Source organism: Nocardia violaceofusca NBRC 14427 (assembly GCF_963869435.1).
GTDB lineage: Bacteria > Actinomycetota > Actinomycetes > Mycobacteriales > Mycobacteriaceae > Nocardia > Nocardia aobensis.
Genome location: NZ_CAWMPM010000004.1, coordinates 332384 through 349506, shown reverse-complemented (window position 1 = coordinate 349506; position 17123 = coordinate 332384). Strand labels below are relative to the sequence as shown.

The following is a 17123-nucleotide window of genomic DNA, read 5'->3' as shown; positions in this document are numbered from 1 at the left end:
TCGCCGGTGAATGCGGTCGATGTCGCGGGAGTTACCGTCCCGCACAGTGATTCGGTATTCGTCGGCGGTGAGTGGATCACCGCCGACGGGCCCGCCTACGAAATCGTGTCACCGGCCACCGAGCAGGTGATCGCCGAGGTCGCGCTGCCTTCGCAGCAGCAGGCCCGCGCCGCGCTGCAGGCCGCGGACGCGGGCCGCGACTGGGGGCAGGTCCCCATCGCGACCAGGGTGGAAATCTGTGCCCGGTTCTGCACGGCGCTCGAGGCGCGATTCGCAGAGATGGGCACCGTGTGGGCCGCGGAGGCGGGTATGCCCGTCCGCTACAGCGCGACCCTACACAAGTTCGGTGCGGCCGGCGCGTGGTCGGCGGCCCTGGAATGCGCGGTCGACGCGCTGCGCGACGATCCCCGTAAATCCCTGCTCGGCGAGGTCGTCGTGCGTCGCGAACCCGCCGGTGTGGTGCTGGCGATCATGGCCTACAACGGCCCGCTGGTCACCGTCGGCACCAAGGTGATTCCGGCGCTGCTGGCCGGCTGCCCGGTGATCGTGAAGGCCGCCGTCGAATCGCAGCTGATCATGCGGCTCGTCGCGGACTGCGCGCAGGCTGCGGGTTTTCCGCCGGGCGCGCTGAGCATCCTGTGCGGCGACGTGACGATCGGGCGGATGCTGACCGCCGACGCGCGCGTCGACATGGTCTCGCTGACCGGCGGACGTGTTGCGGCACAACAGATCATCGAGACCACCCGGTGTCGCTTCGCCCGCACTCATCTGGAACTCGGCGGGAAATCTCCGGCGCTGATCCTCGACGACGCACCACTGGATCGGGTCCTCAGATCGCTCGTACCGGGCGCGACCGGCGGCACCGGACAGGTCTGCGCGGCGCTGTCGCGGGTTCTCATCTCCGAGCGGCGCCACGACGAGTTGATCGAGAAGATGCGGGCGGCGTGGGCGGCGCTGCGGATCGGTGATCCGCTCAACGACGAAACCCGGATCGGCCCGCTGGTGAACCAGGCGGCGCTGCGCCGCACCGAGGGGTTCGTGGAACGCGCGGTCGGCGCGGGTGGTCGCGTGGTCGCCGGCGGGCGACGGCCACGGCATACCGACACCGGCTGGTTCTACGAGCCGACGCTGATCACCGGTCTGGCGCCCGAGGCCGATCTGGTGCGCAACGAGGTCTTCGGCCCGGTGACGGTCGTGCAGACCTACCGCGACCTGGACGAGGGTGTGCGGCTGGCCGACGACACCAGCTTCGGTCTGGCAGCGTCGGTCTACACCACCGACCGCGAGGCGGCTCTCGCCACGGCGGCCCGCATCCGTGCGGGGTCGGTGGCGATCAACACCTTCGGCCCGGCGGTCAGCGCACCGTTCGGCGGCGTGAAGGGCTCCGGCTGGGGCCGGGAATCGGGGCCGGAGGGAATCCAGGAATTCACCGAGCTCAAGCAGATCGTGATCGGACCGGGCGTCTGACCATGCGCAACGAACAGATGACGCCGGTACGGCGGGCCCGTGATCGACGAGCCCGGAGGAAGGACGGTACGTCGTGAACTTCACTCGGATTCTCGACTCGGTGGTCGACCAGATCCCGGCGGGCGGACGGGATCGGGTCGCGGTCGCCTTCGACGGTCGCGCACGGATCACCTACGAACAGTTGCTCGACACATCGCTGCGCTACGCCCGGGCCCTCGCGGAACTGGGCCTCGGCAAGGGCGATCGCCTCGGGCTGATGTTGTACAACGACGCCGAATACCTTCCGTTGTGTTTCGCCGCGATGCGGCTGGGCCTGATCGCGGTACGGCTCAACTTCCGGCTCGCCCCGGCCGAATTGCGGTTCATCCTCGACGATTCGGGATGTAAGGCGCTGATCATCCACAGCAGTCTGCTCGCCAAGGCCGAGCCGATCCGCGCGGAACTCGACGTCGAAACCTTCATCGTGCGTAGCGACTCCGAGCATCCGACGCCGGAATGGGCGCAGCCGTTCGAGATCCTCGGGGGAGGTGAGCCGCTCGCCGAGGCACCCGACGTCGCCGCGGAGGACCCGATGTCGCTGCTCTACACATCCGGTACGACGGGATTGCCCAAGGGCGCGATCTGGACCCACGCCAACACCCTCGCCGCGGCTACCATGCAGGCGCTGCGCTGGCGCTTCTCCCCGCAGACCGTCGCGCTCGTCCCGGGGCCGCTGTATCACGCGGGCGGATTCGAAGCGGTCGCCGCACCCGCGCTGCTGATGCACGGCACGATCGTCACGCTCGCCTCGGGCAACTTCACCGTCGACCATCTGGTCGAGGTGATCGAACGCGAGCAGGTCACCGACTGCCTGCTCTTCTCGTTCATGCTCGGGGAGATGCTGCGCATGGACGACATCGAGCATCGGCTTCCGAAATCGGTGCGGCACTTCATCATCGGCGGCGACACGATGATGCCGTGGATGGTCGCCGAGGTCCGGCGGCGGCTGCCCGGGATCCGGCTCACCCAGGTGTTCGGGCTCACCGAGGGCGGGGCCATCGCCACCACCCTCGACGACGAGGATTTCGACTCCCAGCCCGACAGCATCGGCCGCCCACTTCCGCTGGCCGAGGCCAAGGTGTGGACGGGCGAGGGCGATATGTCGGCCGGCGCGGCGGCGCCCGGTGAGGTCGGCGAGATCATCGTGCGCAGCGGCGCGGTCAGCGCCGGCTATTGGAACCGTCCCGACGCCAACCGGGATACCTTCGTCGACGGCTGGTGCCGCACCGGCGATCTGGGATATGTGAACGCCGACGGCTTCCTCGTCCTGGCCGGGCGGGCCAAGGATATGATCCGCAGCGGCGGTGAGAACGTGTATCCCGCCGAGATCGAGAGCGTGCTCACCGCGCATCCGCGCATTCAGGATGCCGCGGTGGTCGGAGTACCGGACCGCAAGTACACCGAGGTGGGCTGCGCGGTGCTGGTGGTCGAGGACGGCGCCGATATCGATGAGGATGCGCTGCGGGCGTACTGCCGGGAGCGGCTGGCCTCCTACAAGATCCCGAAGTACTTCATCCGCCAGGACGAACTCCCGCGCAACGCCTCGGGCAAGATCCTGAAATACAAGCTGCGCGCACAGTACGAAAGTGTCGGCGCGACAGTCGAATCCGCCGATCCGGCGCCGGCCGAGCAGGCCGTCGGCGCGGGCGGCGACAACAGTGAGGTGGTCCGATGAGCGGCGCACGCAGTAAACCCGAATTCGCACTCGTCACCGGCGCCGCTGGCGGGGTGGGCTCGGCGGTGGTCCGCAGGCTGGTCGCCGACGGAGCGAAGGTCGCGGTGACCGATATCGACGCCGATCGGCTCGAGGTACTGGCGAAGGACACCGGTGCGCTGGCCCTGCCCGCCGACGGTACCGACCGGGACGCGATTCACGACGTCGTCGCCCGCGCGGCGGCCGACCTGGGTGGTATCGACACCGTCATCGCCGCGCAGGGCGCCGCGATCTCCGGCACCGCGAACCCGAAACATGCCGCGGCATACCAGAAAGCGCTCGACGTCAACGTGAACGGCTCGTACTACCTCGCCGGAGAGGTGATGCCGCATCTGGTGCAGCGGCGAGGTTCGCTGGTGCTGTTCGCATCGACCGCCGGACTGATCGCCGGCCCGCCCGGAACCGTCGGCTACACCGCGGCGAAGGCGGCGCTGATCGGCATCACCCGCTGGCTGGCGCGGGAATACGGTCCGAAGGGGGTCCGGGTCAACGCGGTCTGCCCCGGCTGGATCCGCACCCCACTCGGCGAGGGCGCGATGGCGTATCTGGCCCAACGCGAAGGAATCACCCTCGATGAGGCCTACGACCTGACCACCGCGCACGTCCCGTTGCGGCGCGCGGCCGAGCCGGAGGAGATCGCCGCGGTCTGCGCCTTCCTGGCCTCCGGGGACGCGTCGATCGTCACCGGGCACGTCCTGGTGGCCGACGGGGGAGGCGCCGCGGTCGACGCCTCGACCATCGTCTTCGACGAAAGCTGACCGCCGCGAAAGCTGTTGCGGCACACACCGAGCCGGGTCCGCGACCTCGTCGTCGCGGGCCCGGCTCAGTGGCGTGCGCGGCCGACCGTCTGTGACGGTGTGGCCCCGAAACGCTCGCGATACTGCTGGGAGAAGCGGCCTAGGTGGAAGAAGCCCCACTTCGCCGCGACGTCGGTGATCGACGATGCGCTGCCCGAAGCCAATTCCAGGTGCACGCGATCCAGGCGCACGCCGCGCAGATACGCGGTCGGCGACATGCCCACGATGTCCTGGAAACCGGCCTGCAGCGCGCGGGGACTGATTCCGGCGCGCGCCGCCAGATCCGCGGTGGTGATCTCCTCCTCCGGATGGTTGTCGATGTAGTCCATGAGTTCGCGGATCTTCGAGCGCCGGGTATGGGCCGGTTTGCTGTGCAGCAGGGGGCTCAGCTGACTGGGCACCGCCATCAGCAACTGTGTCATCAGCGCCGCTTCCAATTCCTGGCACGCGCTGGGCACGGTCGCCAGCCCACCCGGGCGATTCAGTTCCGCGTAGAGGAAACCGGTGGTCGCGAGCAGCGCCGAACCCAGTCCGCCGCGCAGGTCGAAATCGACGTCGAAGCGAATTCCGTCGTCGACCGGGACGCCGGTGAGTTTGGCGGCGTGCGCCTCCAGCAACTCCTTGGGGATCTTCACATGGTACTGCCACGATCCGGAACTCCAGGCCACCATGACCGGGTAGCGGGGGACGAACACCGCCCCGGCCTCACCGCCGGCGATGGTGCGGCGCACACCGTTCTGCGCCACCACGCTCTCGCCGGTCACCGGGAGATTCACGTGATAACAGAGCTGCATGGGCGGGCCGTGGATGGTCGCCTCGGTGCCGTAGCTCATCCGGGCGACGGTCAGTCGCGGCGCGGGCGCCAGATCGAGCTGGAAATCGAGGTCGCGCACATCCGCCAGCTGCACCTCGTGCCGGGCGAACGTCTTGGTGACCTGCTCGATGGCGGCGTCGACATCGCCGGTATGGAAACTCAGCCGGGGGTCGGTGTGTAGTTGCTCAGGCACCGTTACCTCCTCGCAACCTCAGCCTACTCGTGTGCGACGGGCGCTGACCCGGGGTAGCCTCACGAACAGGCGGGATAATATATTATATCTGAATCATCGGTTCGATGTTTCGCGATTTCCCTCAGTTCCGCTCACCGGGGGTTTGTACGGCACGACTCGGTATGGGAGTTCTGCTGCTGATACGCACTGCCAGTGTCAGCAGGATCGCGACCAGAACAATGATCACCAGGTAGGTCGGCAACCAGTAGGCCACCGCCGCCCCGAGCCCCAGTGCGGCCGCGCCGACCAGGCGGATCCTCCATCCGGTTCCCATCTCCCACCTGAAATAGATCGCCTGGGCCAGCAGGTACAGCGCCGGGCCGGCGAGGACGAACACTCCCGGCACGCCCGCCGCCCGTGTGGCCGGATGCGCCAGCAGCAACTCACTGCCCGCGGCGAACAGCACCAGGCCCGCGACCACACCGTAGATCGCGTTGATGCCGACGTGCACCGCGCGGATGGGATTCTCGATCTCGACGGCGTGGGTGACCACCAGCTGTTCCGAGCGGCCGAAGTAGACGGCCCACAGGCATACGAGGGCTGCGGCGCAGCCCAATGTCAGCAACAGGGTGACGGGATCACCGCGATGGTCGGAGATGATGCGCCCCAGCGTCAGTACCGTCTCGCCCAGCAGGATGATCAGAAACAGCCGCATCCGTTCCAGCATGTGCTCGGCGTCGAACGGCAGATGTGCGGTACGAACGCTACGGCCCCGCACCGGATGCGCGGTCCATGTGCCCAGCAGGTCGATCAGCGCGCCCACGGCCCACAGGTAGAGGCGAATGTCGGAGCCGATTGCGGCGCCGGCGATCCAGAAGGGCGCGGAGACCGCGAACCAGATCAGCACATGCCGGAAATGGCTGCGCAGCTCGGGCGTGGGTGCCGAGATCGCCGCATATCCGGCGGGCCCGCCGAGGGCCGCCAGCATCGGTGCGACGAAAAGCCATGGGCCGTCGTCGAATGCGTGCGCGATCCCGGCATTCATGAACAGCGCCAGGCCCATGACGGCGATGGTGACCGCGCGGGTGGCGCGGCGCTCGATATCGAGCAGCGTCACCTCGAAACTGGTGAACGCCCACACCCCGCATACCGCTATCAGCACCACCAGCGTTTCGGCGGCGCTGCGCCAACTCAGATGCGCGGTGAGATGGTGTGTGAGCTGGCCGATGGCCAGCACGAACACCAGATCGAAGAACAGTTCCAGCGGTGAGACTGCGCGCCGGGTGGCTGGGGTCGCCCGCGTCATCGTTCCTCCTCGGCCGCACCGATGTTCGTCGCGCCGTCGCGACTCGGGCGGGCCGCGAGCTATCCGGCGGCGGTCACCCGGAGCGTCGTTTCCGCGGCGGTCGGGGCCACCATCGGTTCGAGGGCGCTGGGCTGATCACGATACTTCGCTTCATAGGCGCGACGGACCAGCATGTTGGTGTCCGAGTCTCCGATGGGGTCGAGGGTGACGTCGGATTCGACGCCGTCGGCCCGGACGCGGGCGGCGCGGTGGCGCATGGCGTTTCGGTACCAGCCGCCGGCGGTGCCGTAGGCGGAGCGGATGTAGAGGTCGTCGCCGACCCGCACCACCCAGATGGGGATCCACCGGCGCAGACTGCCGTCGTCGCGGTAGCTGGTGATGTGCAGTTCCTCGGCGTCGCCGATGCGGTCGAGCTGATCGCTGGTCCAGGCCATTGCAGTACCTCCGTCGTAGATCTGATGTGCTGAGTTGTCGCTGTTCTACTCGTCGGCCTCGGTCGACAGCGTGGAGTCGGCGGGCCTGTTGCCACCCGCGTCGGGCTCCGGTGCGGTCCAGCTGGCGAGCAGAAGCAGCGCCTCCTGTGCGGAGGAGTTCGGTTCGGCGGTGAAGGCGACGATCGTGAGACCGGCGTCGGCCGAGATCTGCAGCGCCTCGTAGCGCAGCACCAGATCGCCGACCATGCGGTGATGGAACCGTTTGGTGCCGCGTCGGTGTGCTCGTACATCGTGAGCGGCCCAGCGAGTACGGAATTGCTCACTGCGAGTAGCTAATTCGCCGATCAGGCCGGTCACGGCGGGCGAGTGGGGCGAACGAGCCGCTTCCACCCGCAGCAGCGCGACCGCGTCGTCGGCGGCCCGGTCCCAGTCCGGGAAGGTGTGCTCGGCGTGGTCGTCGAGGAAGATGAATCGCGCTAGATTGGGCGTCGCTCCCGAATGCCGTTCGAAGACGTCACCGTAAATCGCGCGGCCCAGTGCATTGGCGGCGAGCAGGTCCAGATGCCCGTTCTGTACGACAGCCGGCGCGGTGCCCATCGCGTCGAGCAGCGTCTGCACGGTTTCGGGGACCGATTGCCGTGGGGTGCGAGTCCGGCGCGGTTTCGACGCGGTAGCGCGGGCCAGAGCGAACAGATGCGTGGTCTCGGCCTCGTCCAATAGCAATGCCCTGGCGATGGCGTGCAGCACCTCGTCCGACACCCCGGCAACTCGTCCGCGCTCGACCTGGATGTAGTACTCGGTGCTTACTCCGGCCAGCCGTGCCACTTCCTCGCGCCGCAATCCGGCAACCCGGCGGCGACCCGCCGCGGGCAGCCCCACCTGTTGCGGGGTGACCTTCGCTCGCCGGGTCATCAGAAAGTCCCTGATGTCCTTAGCGATTTCCATACGCCCAGGCTAGGCGCGTTTCGGTCGCGTAAGGAGAGGCTGGCGGTACCCCCTATAAGCGCGCTCTCCCTCCTGGGCGTGCGGCGGCGCAGGCTGAATTCAGCGCCCGAGCCGACCGGCCGAGCGAATCACCACAGCAAGGGAGTGACCATGGAAGCGATCACCTTCGCCAACGGCCCGATCACGATGGCCGGCAATCTGCACCTTCCGCCCGATTTCGATCCGAAGGGCAGCTACGCCGCGGTCGTCACGGTGCATCCGGGCGGCGGTGTGAAAGAGCAGACGGCCGGGCTCTACGCGAGCAAGATGGCCGAGCAGGGCTTCGTCGCCCTCGCGTTCGATGCCTCCTACCAGGGTGACAGTGGTGGCGAACCGCATTTCCTCGAGGATCCGTCGCGCCGGGTGGAAGATGTGCACGCCGCCGTGGACTACCTGCAGTCCCTGGACTATGTCGACACCGAGCGAATCGGTGTGGTCGGCATCTGTGCGGGCGGCGGCTACGGCGTCAACGCCACGATGACCGATTCGCGGATCAAGGCGATCGCCACGGTCAGCGCGCTCAATATCGGCAGCGCCTGGCGTAAGGGCTGGTTCGGCACCGAGCCCGATTCGGCCGCCGTACCGGTGCGCGACGCCGCGTCCGCCCAGCGCACCGCCGAAGCCGGCGGCGCCGACGCCTTCATGGCCGAATACGTGCCGAGCACACTGGACGACAGCGTGCCGCGCGACCTCGCCGAGGCCCACGACTACTACCTCACTCCGCGCGCGCAGCACCCCAACGCGCAGAACAAATACTCACTGGCCCTGAGCATTCCGCGCATCCTCGCCTTCGACGCCTTCCACCTAGTGGAGGACCTGCTGACCCAGCCGGCCCTGATCGTCGCCGGCAGCGAGGCCGGATCCCTGTGGCACAGCACCGAACTGTATTCGCGGGCACGCGGCGAGAAGAAGCTGGTGATCGTGGAGGGCGGCGCCCACATGGACTTCTACGACGTGCCCAAGTACGTCGACCGCGCGGTCGCGGAGTTCACCCCGTTCTTCCGCGAGAAGCTGGCGGCGACTCAGAGCTGATAGATACCCCTGGACCGATAGGTTCGGGCAGACAGGTAAGGGTGACGCCTCCGAATGCGCTACTACGCATTCGGAGGCGTCACCCTTCTTGTTTGACAGCAAACAATCCGCGTTCCAGCGAATGCGGCGTGGCGAGCACGCCGATGCTGGGTTCCGCAACGATGAACCTTCCGGATACGTCGATCAGGCGAGGGCACCGACGAGTTCGTCGGGCAGGCCGTAGGACTTGATCTCGACATAGGCGTCGAAGCCCTCCGGCCCGGCCTCCCGGCCGATCCCGCTTTTCTTGAATCCACCGATCGGGGCGTGGAAACCCACCCCCTTACCATTGACTTCGACTGTGCCGGTGCGGATCCGGCGCGCGACGGCCAACGCGTGTTCGGGGTCGGCGGCGAAAACCGAACCGTTGAGGCCGTATTCGGAGTTGTTGGCGATGGCGATGGCCTCGGCCTCGGTGTCATAGGTGTGGACGGTCAGCACGGGCCCGAAGACCTCTTCCTGGGCGATCTTCGCGATGGGGTCGACGTCGGCGAAGATTGTCGGCTCCACGTACCAGCCGCGGTCCAAACCGGCGGGGCGGCCGCCGCCGATGACAAGGTTCGCGCCGGATTCCTTGGCGCCGTTGATATATCCCTCGACCCGGGTGCGGTGGGTCGCGCTGACCATCGGGCCGATTTCGGTGGCCGGATCGAAAGGGTCACCGACAGGCATGGATTCGATCATCGCGACCATCCGGTCGATCAGTTCGTCTCGGCGCGAGCGCGGTACCACGATCCGGGTCTTGTTACTGCACACTTGCCCGCTGTTGCGCAGCGAGAGCGCGCGGATCGCGGGAATCACGACATCGAAATCCGCATCACCGAGCAGCACAGCCGCGGACTTTCCGCCCAGCTCCAATGTCACCCGTCGCAGGTCGTGGCCGCACAGCGACGCGATCCGGCGCCCCGCTCCGGTGGATCCGGTGAACGAGACCTTGTCGACGCCGGGGTGGCGGACCAGATGCTCGCTGACAGCGCGGCCGGCGGGCACGATATTGAACACCCCGTTCGGCAGGCCCGCCTCCTGCAACATCTCCGCCAGCAGGTAGGCCGACAGCGGTGTTTCCGGTGCCGGTTTGTGCACGACGGTGCATCCGGCCAGCAGCGCCGGGGCGATCTTGATCATGGTGGTGAGCAGCGGCGCGTTCCACGGCACGATCGCCGCGACGACCCCGACCGCTTCTCGGGTGACCAGAGCGTTCCCGGTCGCCGAGCTCCGGGTATCCGACCACGGGTACGACGGCGCCATGTCCAGGAACGCGTCCAACAGCAGCCGCGGTCCGGCCGCCTGCATCGTGTTCGACAGCGAGATAGGACAACCCATTTCGGAGGTGACAACCCGGGCGATCTCCTCGGCCCGGGCAGTGAACTGCGCGCTGAGTTTGCTCAGCACCGCCATACGCTCGGCGAGGTTACTACGCCCCCAAGGGCCGGAGTCGAAGGCGCGGCGCGCGGCGTCGACCGCGGCATCGATATCGGCCTCCACGCCCTCGGGAACTCGCGCGATGATCTCCTCGGTGGCGGGGGAGACCACGTCGATCGTCCGCTCCGACGTGGGCGCGACCCAGGCCCCGTCGATGAACAACTTGTCGTACTGCCCCTGCCGGACGGCTGCCTGTCGGCTCATCAATGACTCCTTGTGCGGTGTTCGGGAAGCCGGGGATCAAGCCCAAGCTGCTGGGTTTCCTGCGGTGACGGAGGGCACGATCCTCGGTCCACGTTACCCGGATAATGCAAAATATATGATATGTGACTTCGGTGAGTTCGGGTAACGGCCGGAAATGCCCTGGGGTGAGGCAACCCCTCTGTCACGGTGATCGTGGGGATCGATTCGCCCGCAGGATTCCATGCCACGACCGTGAGCTGCACGTTCGCTGATCGCAGCAATACGATGATCGCTCGGTCGTGACGGCCCACACATCGATCACCGGCTGAGACATGGTCCACATCTTGTCTCTCGTTGAACGAGAAGGCCCCTTTCGCAACCGCGGGGTATGCCGGACCGTTGCGACGGTCCATCGCGGAGGAATTCGTCCGCTCGCCCGGTTCGTATTTCCGCCACGGCTTACGAAGGTTCAGAGGATGACTCGATACACGATCCAGAACAACGAAGACCCCATGAGCACCCTGTGCCGGATGGCCATCGAGACACGATATCGCGACCTGCCCGACGAGGTGGTCCGGCACGCCAAACACACGCTGCTCGACTGCATGGCGGTGACGATCGGCGGTTCCGGAATGGACGGAATCCCCGAGATCGTTGAGCTCGTCAAGGAAAAGGGTGGAAAAGAGCAGACCGTCCTGCCGTTCTACGGGGGCCGCGTGCCGGCGGCGGAAGCCGCGCTCGCGATCGGCCCCATGCCGCGCGCCATGGACTGCGGTGACCTGCACGAAGAGGCCGGCCACGTGAGCGAGTACATCGTCGCCGGGCTGTTGGCCGCCACGGGTCTTCGCCCGCAGGTGACCGGCGAAGAATTTCTTGCAGCGCTCGTCGTCGGGCAGGAGATCCTCATACGAATCGGATCGGCGTACAAGGTGATCAGCAACGCGGTGAAGTCGAACGACGCGGGCGGCCACTATGTGTTCGGTGTGGTCGCGGCTGTCGGGAAGCTGCTCGGATTCACCGCGGAACAGCTGGAAAACGCGCAGGGTATCGCTCGAACGCTGACGCAGCCGCACACAATGGGCATTTATGCTCCCGCGACTCTGATGGTCCGGGTGCACCACGGGCTTGTCTGTCAATCCGCAATCACCGCGTGCCTGCTCGCGGCGAAGGGAATCACCGGTCCCCGGGAATCGGTTCTCACCGGTGCGAACGGTTATCTGCGTACTGCTCGGTGGGACACCGATCCCGAAGCTCTCACGCGCGAGCTCGGAGAACGGTGGGAGATGACTCGGATCACCACCAAAAGGCACAGCGCGTGCTACTTCTCCCATTCATCGATCGACGGAATCATCGGGCAGATGGTGACTCACGAATTCGCGGCCTCGGATATCGCCAGCATCCATATCGAGGTCTCCACCTCCGCCTGGCGCGCGGTCTGCGAACCTACCGATAAGAAATGGAATCCCCAGACCGTTCCGGAATGCCAGTTCAGCTTGCCATATGCCGTCGCCACGGCGGCGTTCGACCAGAAGGTTTTCATCGACTCCTATAGCCCCGGGGCACGTCGACGTGGCGATGTCCGCGAACTCATGACCAGAATCACTGCGGAAGAGGTCAGTGTCGTCGCGGATTGGGGCGCCCGAGTGCACACCACGCTTCGCGACGGCCGGAAAATTACCACCGAGCACACGTACGTGAAAGGGCATCCGAACAACCCGTTCACCGAGCAGGATTTCATCGACAAGTTCCGGATGTGTGTGCCCTATTCGGTTCTTCCGCTGTCCGCTGATATCGCGGAGGCGTTGATCGGATCCATCTTGGAGCTGGAATTCACGCAGGACGTAACCAAGGAACTCCTACTTCCCCTGAGTCTTGACACCAATTACGCCGCGTGAATCCGAAAGGTCGGAAACCGTGTCCTCGACTGTGCTCCCATCCCGACAGAACACCATGAATATGAGGCAGTTCGCCGTCGTCATCCTCTGCATGTTTCTCAATATGCTGGATGGCTTCGACCTGTTCATTGTCGGGTTCGCCTTGCCTCATATACCGTCCGGATTCGCAACGTCGGGACAAAAAGGCCTCGTGATCAGCCTGGCACTGATCGGAATGGGGGTCGGAGCCGTCGCCCTTGCCCGGTTGGCGGACCGATTCGGACGCCGCTCGACTGTGCTCGCGGGCATTGTGCTGAACATCATCGGATTGGTCGCATCGGCACTGGCGATCAACTATCAGATGTTGATGGCGGGACGCTTCGTCACCGGACTGGGCGTCGGAACGATCAGTGTGGTGATCGTCGTTATCGCACAGGAATCTTCGCTTCCGAGGTATCGCAACCTGTCGACCGGAATTGTCATGCTCGGGTTTCCGCTGGGCAGCACGGTGGCAGGACTCGGGGGAGCGTGGGTTCTGTCGCTCACCGGGCACGCCTGGCAATCCTTGTTCTGGTTCGGAGCCGTTCTGGGCGTCATCGGATTCGTCATCGGCTGGCTGGCGGTGCCCGAATCCGCTGCCTTCCTCGCGAAGCGCGCGGGCAATCCCGGTGACCTCACCATCGGCGCAACGGTAACGGCAGCCGACGATCGAATCCGGGGTGCGGATGCGCTGGATGACAACGACACCCGTCTGCTCGGCCGCGGGCTGAGGAGAAAGACGCTGCTGCTGACGACCGGATACGGGATGGTATCTGCTGCATACTATTTCGTCGGGACGTGGACGCCGCAGCTCATCACCGACGCGACCGATGATGCCGGCGCGGGTTCTGTTGCCGGAATCGTCGTCAGTGTGGGCACCCTCGTCGGGGCCGTCACATTCGCGTTGCTGGGGCTGCATTTCGCAGCTGTTCGCATGGTCTGGATCTTCCTCGTTACCGCGATGGTTTCGCTGGCGGCGTTCGCGTTGCTGGTGCCACATCTGCTCGCATACGCCTTCGCCGGAATGTTGGGCATGACGGTGTTCGCCGCCATGTCGGGATATACCGCGATGATTCCGGCCGGCTATCCGGTGCTCGCCCGGGCCAAGGGGTACGGAGCGATGCTCGGCGTGGGACGGGTGGGCGCGATGCTGGCACCGATCATCGCGGGCTATGCGCTGGCCGCGGTCACGCCGAAGACGTTGTATTTGCTCGCACTGGTTCCCCTGGGGATCACCGTCGCGACCGCACTGGCCCTGCTGGGGAAGACCTCAGCTCCGGAACCCGGAAGTGACAGCAGCGCGGGCGAACTCGGCCGGGAGCCGGGTGCCGTTCAGCGCGGGTGACCTCTTCGAGGCGGGCCCACACGTATTGGTTCCGAACAAATCTTCTTGGCCGAGTCCGGCCGGGAATTCTCGAATGAGGTGAGAAAGTCATGGCCAAATCTGATATGAGCGGGACTGCCGTTACCGGCTCCGGAAGATGGTGGACGAATTCCAGGAGGGCGGTTGTCACCTCGGCTCTGGTGACGGCTGCATTGTGTGCCTCGACCGCGGTCGGTGGCGCTGCCCCTGCTGCGGGCGGTGCAGTCGACTATCGCGCGACCACGACGGAAAAGTCGACGGTCATTTCGACCGACGCGGGTTCGATGTCGGCCGACAACGGGGTGTTCACGATCAAGGCCGCCGACGGGACGGTGCTGGCCGGTGCCGAATTGTCCTTCCGCGTGGACGACTTCGTGTTCCCCATCGCTGCTGAAATCCACGATCGCACGGCGACTCTCACCCCGATGCTCGACCGGGCCCACGCCACCTATGAGCCGGTCGATCTGCCGTACCAGGACTCGGCTCCCTGGAAGACGCCCTATGACCGAGAGCAGGCCGCCTGGAACCGCATGTTTCAGACGATCACCACCGGTGCGACAGTCGGAACCCTCGTGGGGGGTATCGGCGGTGGCGCAATCGGATGCTTGCTGGGTGGTATCGCCGGCGCGACCGTGGCCGCGGCCTCGATCGTGGGCTTGTTCGGGCCGTTCGTGCCCGCGGCCGTGATCGGCTGTCTCGGTGGGATCGTCGCCGTCGGCGCGCTGGGAACGCTCGCCGGTCAACTCCTGGTAACCGCTCCGGTGGCGATCATGGCTGCCGTCCAGTACTTCACCACCGTCAATTCTCCAATGCCGTCGCCGGGCAAGTAGCGGAACGGGGGGCGGTGTGGGAGTCATCGCGGCAGTCTGCGCCACAGGACAACCACACCGATCCCGGCTCTCGACAAGGGTCTCACCGGCTATGCCCATCGATCGCGACGTCGCTCATTCCGGGCCGATCACGCAACCGGGCGGCATCACCTGACTTCGGTCGCGTGACGGATCCTTTGCATCAACAAATGAATGCGGGGGTCCACGCGCCGGCTCGGGTCGAGTGCCGCGCGCGAAATCCCTCGGGCAGTTGTATGCAATGCGGGCAACAGATCCGACGGAACGCCGGTATCGAATGGGATGGTTACCGAGAGTGCGGCCATTGCCGTACCGTCGCCGGAAAGCACTGGAACAGCGACCCCGACAGCATCATTGGTGATCCACCGCCGTGCGACAACGTACGTGAGGCGCCGTGCTTCCTGAACGATTCGTGCAAGCTCGGTACGGTCGACCACGGTGTGTTCCGTGAATCGGGTGACCTTCGCCGATTCGAGAATGTGATCGCGCGCTCGGGGTGTCGAAAACGCAGTCAGGACAAGGCCTGGTGATGCCGCCAAAATGGGCAGACGTACCCCCGGCTGGGTCACGTTCGTGGCACTGGGCGGTCGCGCGGGGAGCGTTTCGATATTCACGACGTCGTTGCGATCCAGGATCGACAGCAGTGTCGGTGCGTTGACAACCGCACGCAGGTCCTCCATGTAGGGGAGGGCGCAGTCGCGAAGCGAGCGGACCTCGGAGGATCTGGCTACCAGACCCCACAGGCGCATCCCCACCTTGACCTTGCGGTCGGAGTTTCGCTCGAGGATGCCGAGTTCGACGAGTTCGGTGACGATTCTGTGTGCGGAGGGGACCGGAATATCAGTCTGTCGCGCGATTTCCGACGCGGTCAGCGCTCCGCCCGTTTCCTTGAACGCCTCGAGAACCCGCACGACGCGTTCGATCATTGATTCTTTGCGTGGCGTCATGACCTCGCCCATCCTGGAGAATGCCCGGCGCCATGATCACTACTGGAACGCTGTGGCGCCGGGCATTTCTCGAAGCGGTCCGCCGGACGGGCCGAGTCAGCGGCGCAACCGCGCTGCCAAATCCGCGGCGGAAGTGTCGAGCGGGGAGTTCTTGATGGTGTCGAGCAGCTCTTTTGCCCGCCGCTCGCCGAGCTCGCCGATGACCAGGTCGCGGAACTTCGCGTCCAGAGCCTGCTCTGACATCGGGTTCGCCGCCGAACCCACCGAGTCTTCGACGAAGACGTGCTCGCGACGGCCGTCGGCGAAGGTGACAGCGATATCGCCGACCATCTTGCGGCCGTAGTTCTTGTCCAGTTCAGGCTCGGGCCGGATGGTGATCTTCTGTGCGAACTTGGCCACCTCGCTCTGCGAGCCCAGGTCGAGGTCACCGTCCAGGTATGACTTGTGGATCTGGTAGCCATTGCCGATGCCGAGTAGGGCGAGTGAGAACTGGAACGGCAGGGCGTATTGCAGTTGCTCGATCGTTTGCGGGCTCCAGGCGTTGATGTTTTTGTTGCCGACCACTACGTCGCCACTGGGTTGGATGGCCAGCTCTACGGCCGTGATATCGCTGATCCGGTCGGAGAAGCGACGGGCGCCATCGATGAATGCATGGTTGTAGCCGCAGGCGCAGTACGGCTTGAACAGTGGGCCGGCGATCTCGAACGGCCGATCCAGCGCGAAGCGGTCGGTATCGGCATCGGTCAGAACCCGTGTGACGAATGTGTTGTAGAAGCCCTTGGCCCCGGACAGGAACCCGGACGGGCCGGTGATCCCGGCAGCCGCCATCTCCGCGGACCGGATGCCATTGCGGGTGCCGATTCCGGAGTGGACGCGTTTGATCGATCCTCCGGACGAGGTGTACTCAGTGGTTCCCGAGCTGTGGCTGAAAGCGATCGACAGCGCGTGCCGGGTCGTCGCGGCGTCGAAGCCTCGCATCTTCGCGGCTACCGCGGCAGCGCCGAACGGTGAGAGCACGGCGTGGGGGTGGAAGCCGTTGGCCAGTAGCCTCGGGGCGGCGAGTGTGCCGATCCGCGTGTAGATCTCGTAACCCGCGACGATCCCCTCGAGCACCTGCCGCAGGTCGGCGCCCATCTCCTCACCGATGGCGAGCGCGGCCGAGACCACGCAGCTGCCGGGGTGACTCAGGCTCGCACTGTGGGCGTCGTCGTACTCGAAGCTGTGCCCGAACGTAGCATTCACGAAAGCGGCGTCGGCGGCGCTGAACTTGTCCTCGGAGCCGGTGACCGAGGCCGTGCCCGGCGCATGCGACGCGCGGGTCAGGTTCAGTACGGCCTGACACCACGGCAGCGGCGCGCAGCCGATCTGCAACGCGAGTTGGTCTTCCATCAGCCGGCGGGCGCCGGTGAGCGCATCGGCGGGAATGGCGTCGAAGTCCAGGTCGGTGACGAGGCGGGCGACGGCCTGCTCCAGCGCGGGAATGTTCTGCATCGGTATGCCTTTCGGGTCAGGCGAGGGTGTCCGGCGGGTGTGATGTCGGCGAGGCCGTGGCGGACGCATCGGTGTCGCGCGGGGTGACGTCGCGCGCGATGGACCGCCATGCGATCCGGATAATACAAAGTATATGATATTGGAAACCTCGATCAAGG

At 65.9% G+C, this 17123-nt stretch carries 14 protein-coding genes; 7 read left to right on the top strand and 7 right to left on the bottom strand.

What is annotated here, in order from left to right; genetic code table 11:
* Positions 1-6: 6 nt before the first annotated feature.
* The 3 genes from AC5592_RS04020 to AC5592_RS04010 all read left to right on the top strand — a co-directional run bounded on the left by AC5592_RS04020 (position 7) and on the right by AC5592_RS04010 (position 3978).
* A complete protein-coding gene (locus tag AC5592_RS04020; RefSeq protein ID WP_063063430.1) occupies positions 7-1467 on the top strand; it encodes an aldehyde dehydrogenase family protein in 1461 nt (486 codons plus the stop codon).
* A gap of 73 nt (positions 1468-1540) precedes the next feature.
* A complete protein-coding gene (locus tag AC5592_RS04015; RefSeq protein WP_063063429.1) occupies positions 1541-3181 on the top strand; it encodes a class I adenylate-forming enzyme family protein in 1641 nt (546 codons plus the stop codon).
* The gene (locus tag AC5592_RS04010) at positions 3178-3978 is read left to right on the top strand and encodes an SDR family NAD(P)-dependent oxidoreductase (protein ID WP_063063428.1); all 801 of its coding nucleotides are present in this window, start codon (positions 3178-3180) and stop codon (positions 3976-3978) included. Before AC5592_RS04015 ends, AC5592_RS04010 begins: the two co-directional genes overlap by 4 nt.
* Before the next feature lie 65 nt (positions 3979-4043).
* On the opposite strand, the gene AC5592_RS04005 is transcribed toward AC5592_RS04010, so the two are convergent.
* The 4 genes from AC5592_RS04005 to AC5592_RS03990 form a co-directional block, all read right to left on the bottom strand.
* Positions 4044-5024 carry an AraC family transcriptional regulator gene (locus tag AC5592_RS04005; protein WP_063063427.1) on the bottom strand — a complete coding sequence of 327 codons (981 nt, stop codon included), beginning with the start codon at positions 5022-5024 and terminating at the stop codon, positions 4044-4046.
* 121 nt (positions 5025-5145) lie between these two features.
* Positions 5146-6309 carry a low temperature requirement protein A gene (locus AC5592_RS04000; RefSeq protein ID WP_063063426.1) on the bottom strand — a complete coding sequence of 388 codons (1164 nt, stop codon included), beginning with the start codon at positions 6307-6309 and terminating at the stop codon, positions 5146-5148.
* 59 nt (positions 6310-6368) lie between these two features.
* Entirely contained in the window at positions 6369-6743 is a 375-nt protein-coding gene (locus tag AC5592_RS03995) for a DUF2255 family protein (RefSeq protein ID WP_063063425.1), read from the bottom strand.
* A gap of 45 nt (positions 6744-6788) precedes the next feature.
* The gene (locus AC5592_RS03990; protein WP_063063424.1) at positions 6789-7688 is read right to left on the bottom strand and encodes a helix-turn-helix domain-containing protein; all 900 of its coding nucleotides are present in this window, start codon (positions 7686-7688) and stop codon (positions 6789-6791) included.
* 150 nt (positions 7689-7838) lie between these two features.
* Between AC5592_RS03990 and AC5592_RS03985 the strand changes: the two genes are divergently transcribed.
* Complete coding sequence (locus AC5592_RS03985; RefSeq protein ID WP_063063423.1) at positions 7839-8759, top strand: alpha/beta hydrolase; 921 nt, start codon at positions 7839-7841, stop codon at positions 8757-8759.
* Between the two features lie 183 nt (positions 8760-8942).
* On the opposite strand, the gene AC5592_RS03980 is transcribed toward AC5592_RS03985, so the two are convergent.
* Positions 8943-10424 carry an aldehyde dehydrogenase gene (locus AC5592_RS03980; protein WP_063063422.1) on the bottom strand — a complete coding sequence of 494 codons (1482 nt, stop codon included), beginning with the start codon at positions 10422-10424 and terminating at the stop codon, positions 8943-8945.
* Positions 10425-10879: 455 nt separating this feature from the next.
* On the opposite strand from AC5592_RS03980, the gene AC5592_RS03975 reads away from it, so the two are divergent.
* The 3 genes from AC5592_RS03975 to AC5592_RS03965 all read left to right on the top strand — a co-directional run bounded on the left by AC5592_RS03975 (position 10880) and on the right by AC5592_RS03965 (position 14509).
* Positions 10880-12298 (top strand): MmgE/PrpD family protein, encoded by a 1419-nt coding sequence (locus AC5592_RS03975; protein WP_063063421.1) that lies wholly within the window; start codon positions 10880-10882, stop codon positions 12296-12298.
* A gap of 61 nt (positions 12299-12359) precedes the next feature.
* Positions 12360-13661, top strand: a complete 1302-nt coding sequence (locus tag AC5592_RS03970; RefSeq protein WP_232329185.1) for an MFS transporter — start codon at positions 12360-12362, stop codon at positions 13659-13661.
* 104 nt (positions 13662-13765) lie between these two features.
* On the top strand, positions 13766-14509 hold the full coding sequence (locus AC5592_RS03965; protein ID WP_063063420.1) for a DUF8020 domain-containing protein: 744 nt from the start codon (positions 13766-13768) through the stop codon (positions 14507-14509).
* A 146-nt stretch (positions 14510-14655) separates the two neighbouring features.
* Here the strand turns inward: AC5592_RS03965 and AC5592_RS03960 are convergent, their stop codons facing one another.
* Complete coding sequence (locus tag AC5592_RS03960; protein ID WP_232329183.1) at positions 14656-15474, bottom strand: IclR family transcriptional regulator; 819 nt, start codon at positions 15472-15474, stop codon at positions 14656-14658.
* Between the two features lie 96 nt (positions 15475-15570).
* Positions 15571-16965, bottom strand: coding sequence for an MmgE/PrpD family protein (locus AC5592_RS03955; protein WP_063063418.1), 1395 nt, complete (start codon positions 16963-16965; stop codon positions 15571-15573).
* Positions 16966-17123: the final 158 nt, after the last annotated feature.

Excerpts from the sequence above, each read along its gene's own strand:
- AC5592_RS03995 (WP_063063425.1), bottom strand. The coding sequence starts at position 6,743 with ATGGCCTGGACCAGCGATCAGCTCGACCGCATCGGCGACGCCGAGGAA.
- AC5592_RS03990 (WP_063063424.1), bottom strand. The coding sequence starts at position 7,688 with ATGGAAATCGCTAAGGACATCAGGGACTTTCTGATGACCCGGCGAGCG.
- AC5592_RS03970 (WP_232329185.1), top strand. The coding sequence starts at position 12,360 with ATGAGGCAGTTCGCCGTCGTCATCCTCTGCATGTTTCTCAATATGCTG.
- AC5592_RS03975 (WP_063063421.1), top strand. The coding sequence starts at position 10,880 with ATGACTCGATACACGATCCAGAACAACGAAGACCCCATGAGCACCCTG.
- AC5592_RS03960 (WP_232329183.1), bottom strand. The coding sequence starts at position 15,474 with ATGACGCCACGCAAAGAATCAATGATCGAACGCGTCGTGCGGGTTCTC.
- AC5592_RS03980 (WP_063063422.1), bottom strand. The coding sequence starts at position 10,424 with ATGAGCCGACAGGCAGCCGTCCGGCAGGGGCAGTACGACAAGTTGTTC.
- AC5592_RS03965 (WP_063063420.1), top strand. The coding sequence starts at position 13,766 with ATGAGCGGGACTGCCGTTACCGGCTCCGGAAGATGGTGGACGAATTCC.
- AC5592_RS03955 (WP_063063418.1), bottom strand. The coding sequence starts at position 16,965 with ATGCAGAACATTCCCGCGCTGGAGCAGGCCGTCGCCCGCCTCGTCACC.
- AC5592_RS04010 (WP_063063428.1), top strand. The coding sequence starts at position 3,178 with ATGAGCGGCGCACGCAGTAAACCCGAATTCGCACTCGTCACCGGCGCC.
- AC5592_RS04000 (WP_063063426.1), bottom strand. The coding sequence starts at position 6,309 with ATGACGCGGGCGACCCCAGCCACCCGGCGCGCAGTCTCACCGCTGGAA.
- AC5592_RS03985 (WP_063063423.1), top strand. The coding sequence starts at position 7,839 with ATGGAAGCGATCACCTTCGCCAACGGCCCGATCACGATGGCCGGCAAT.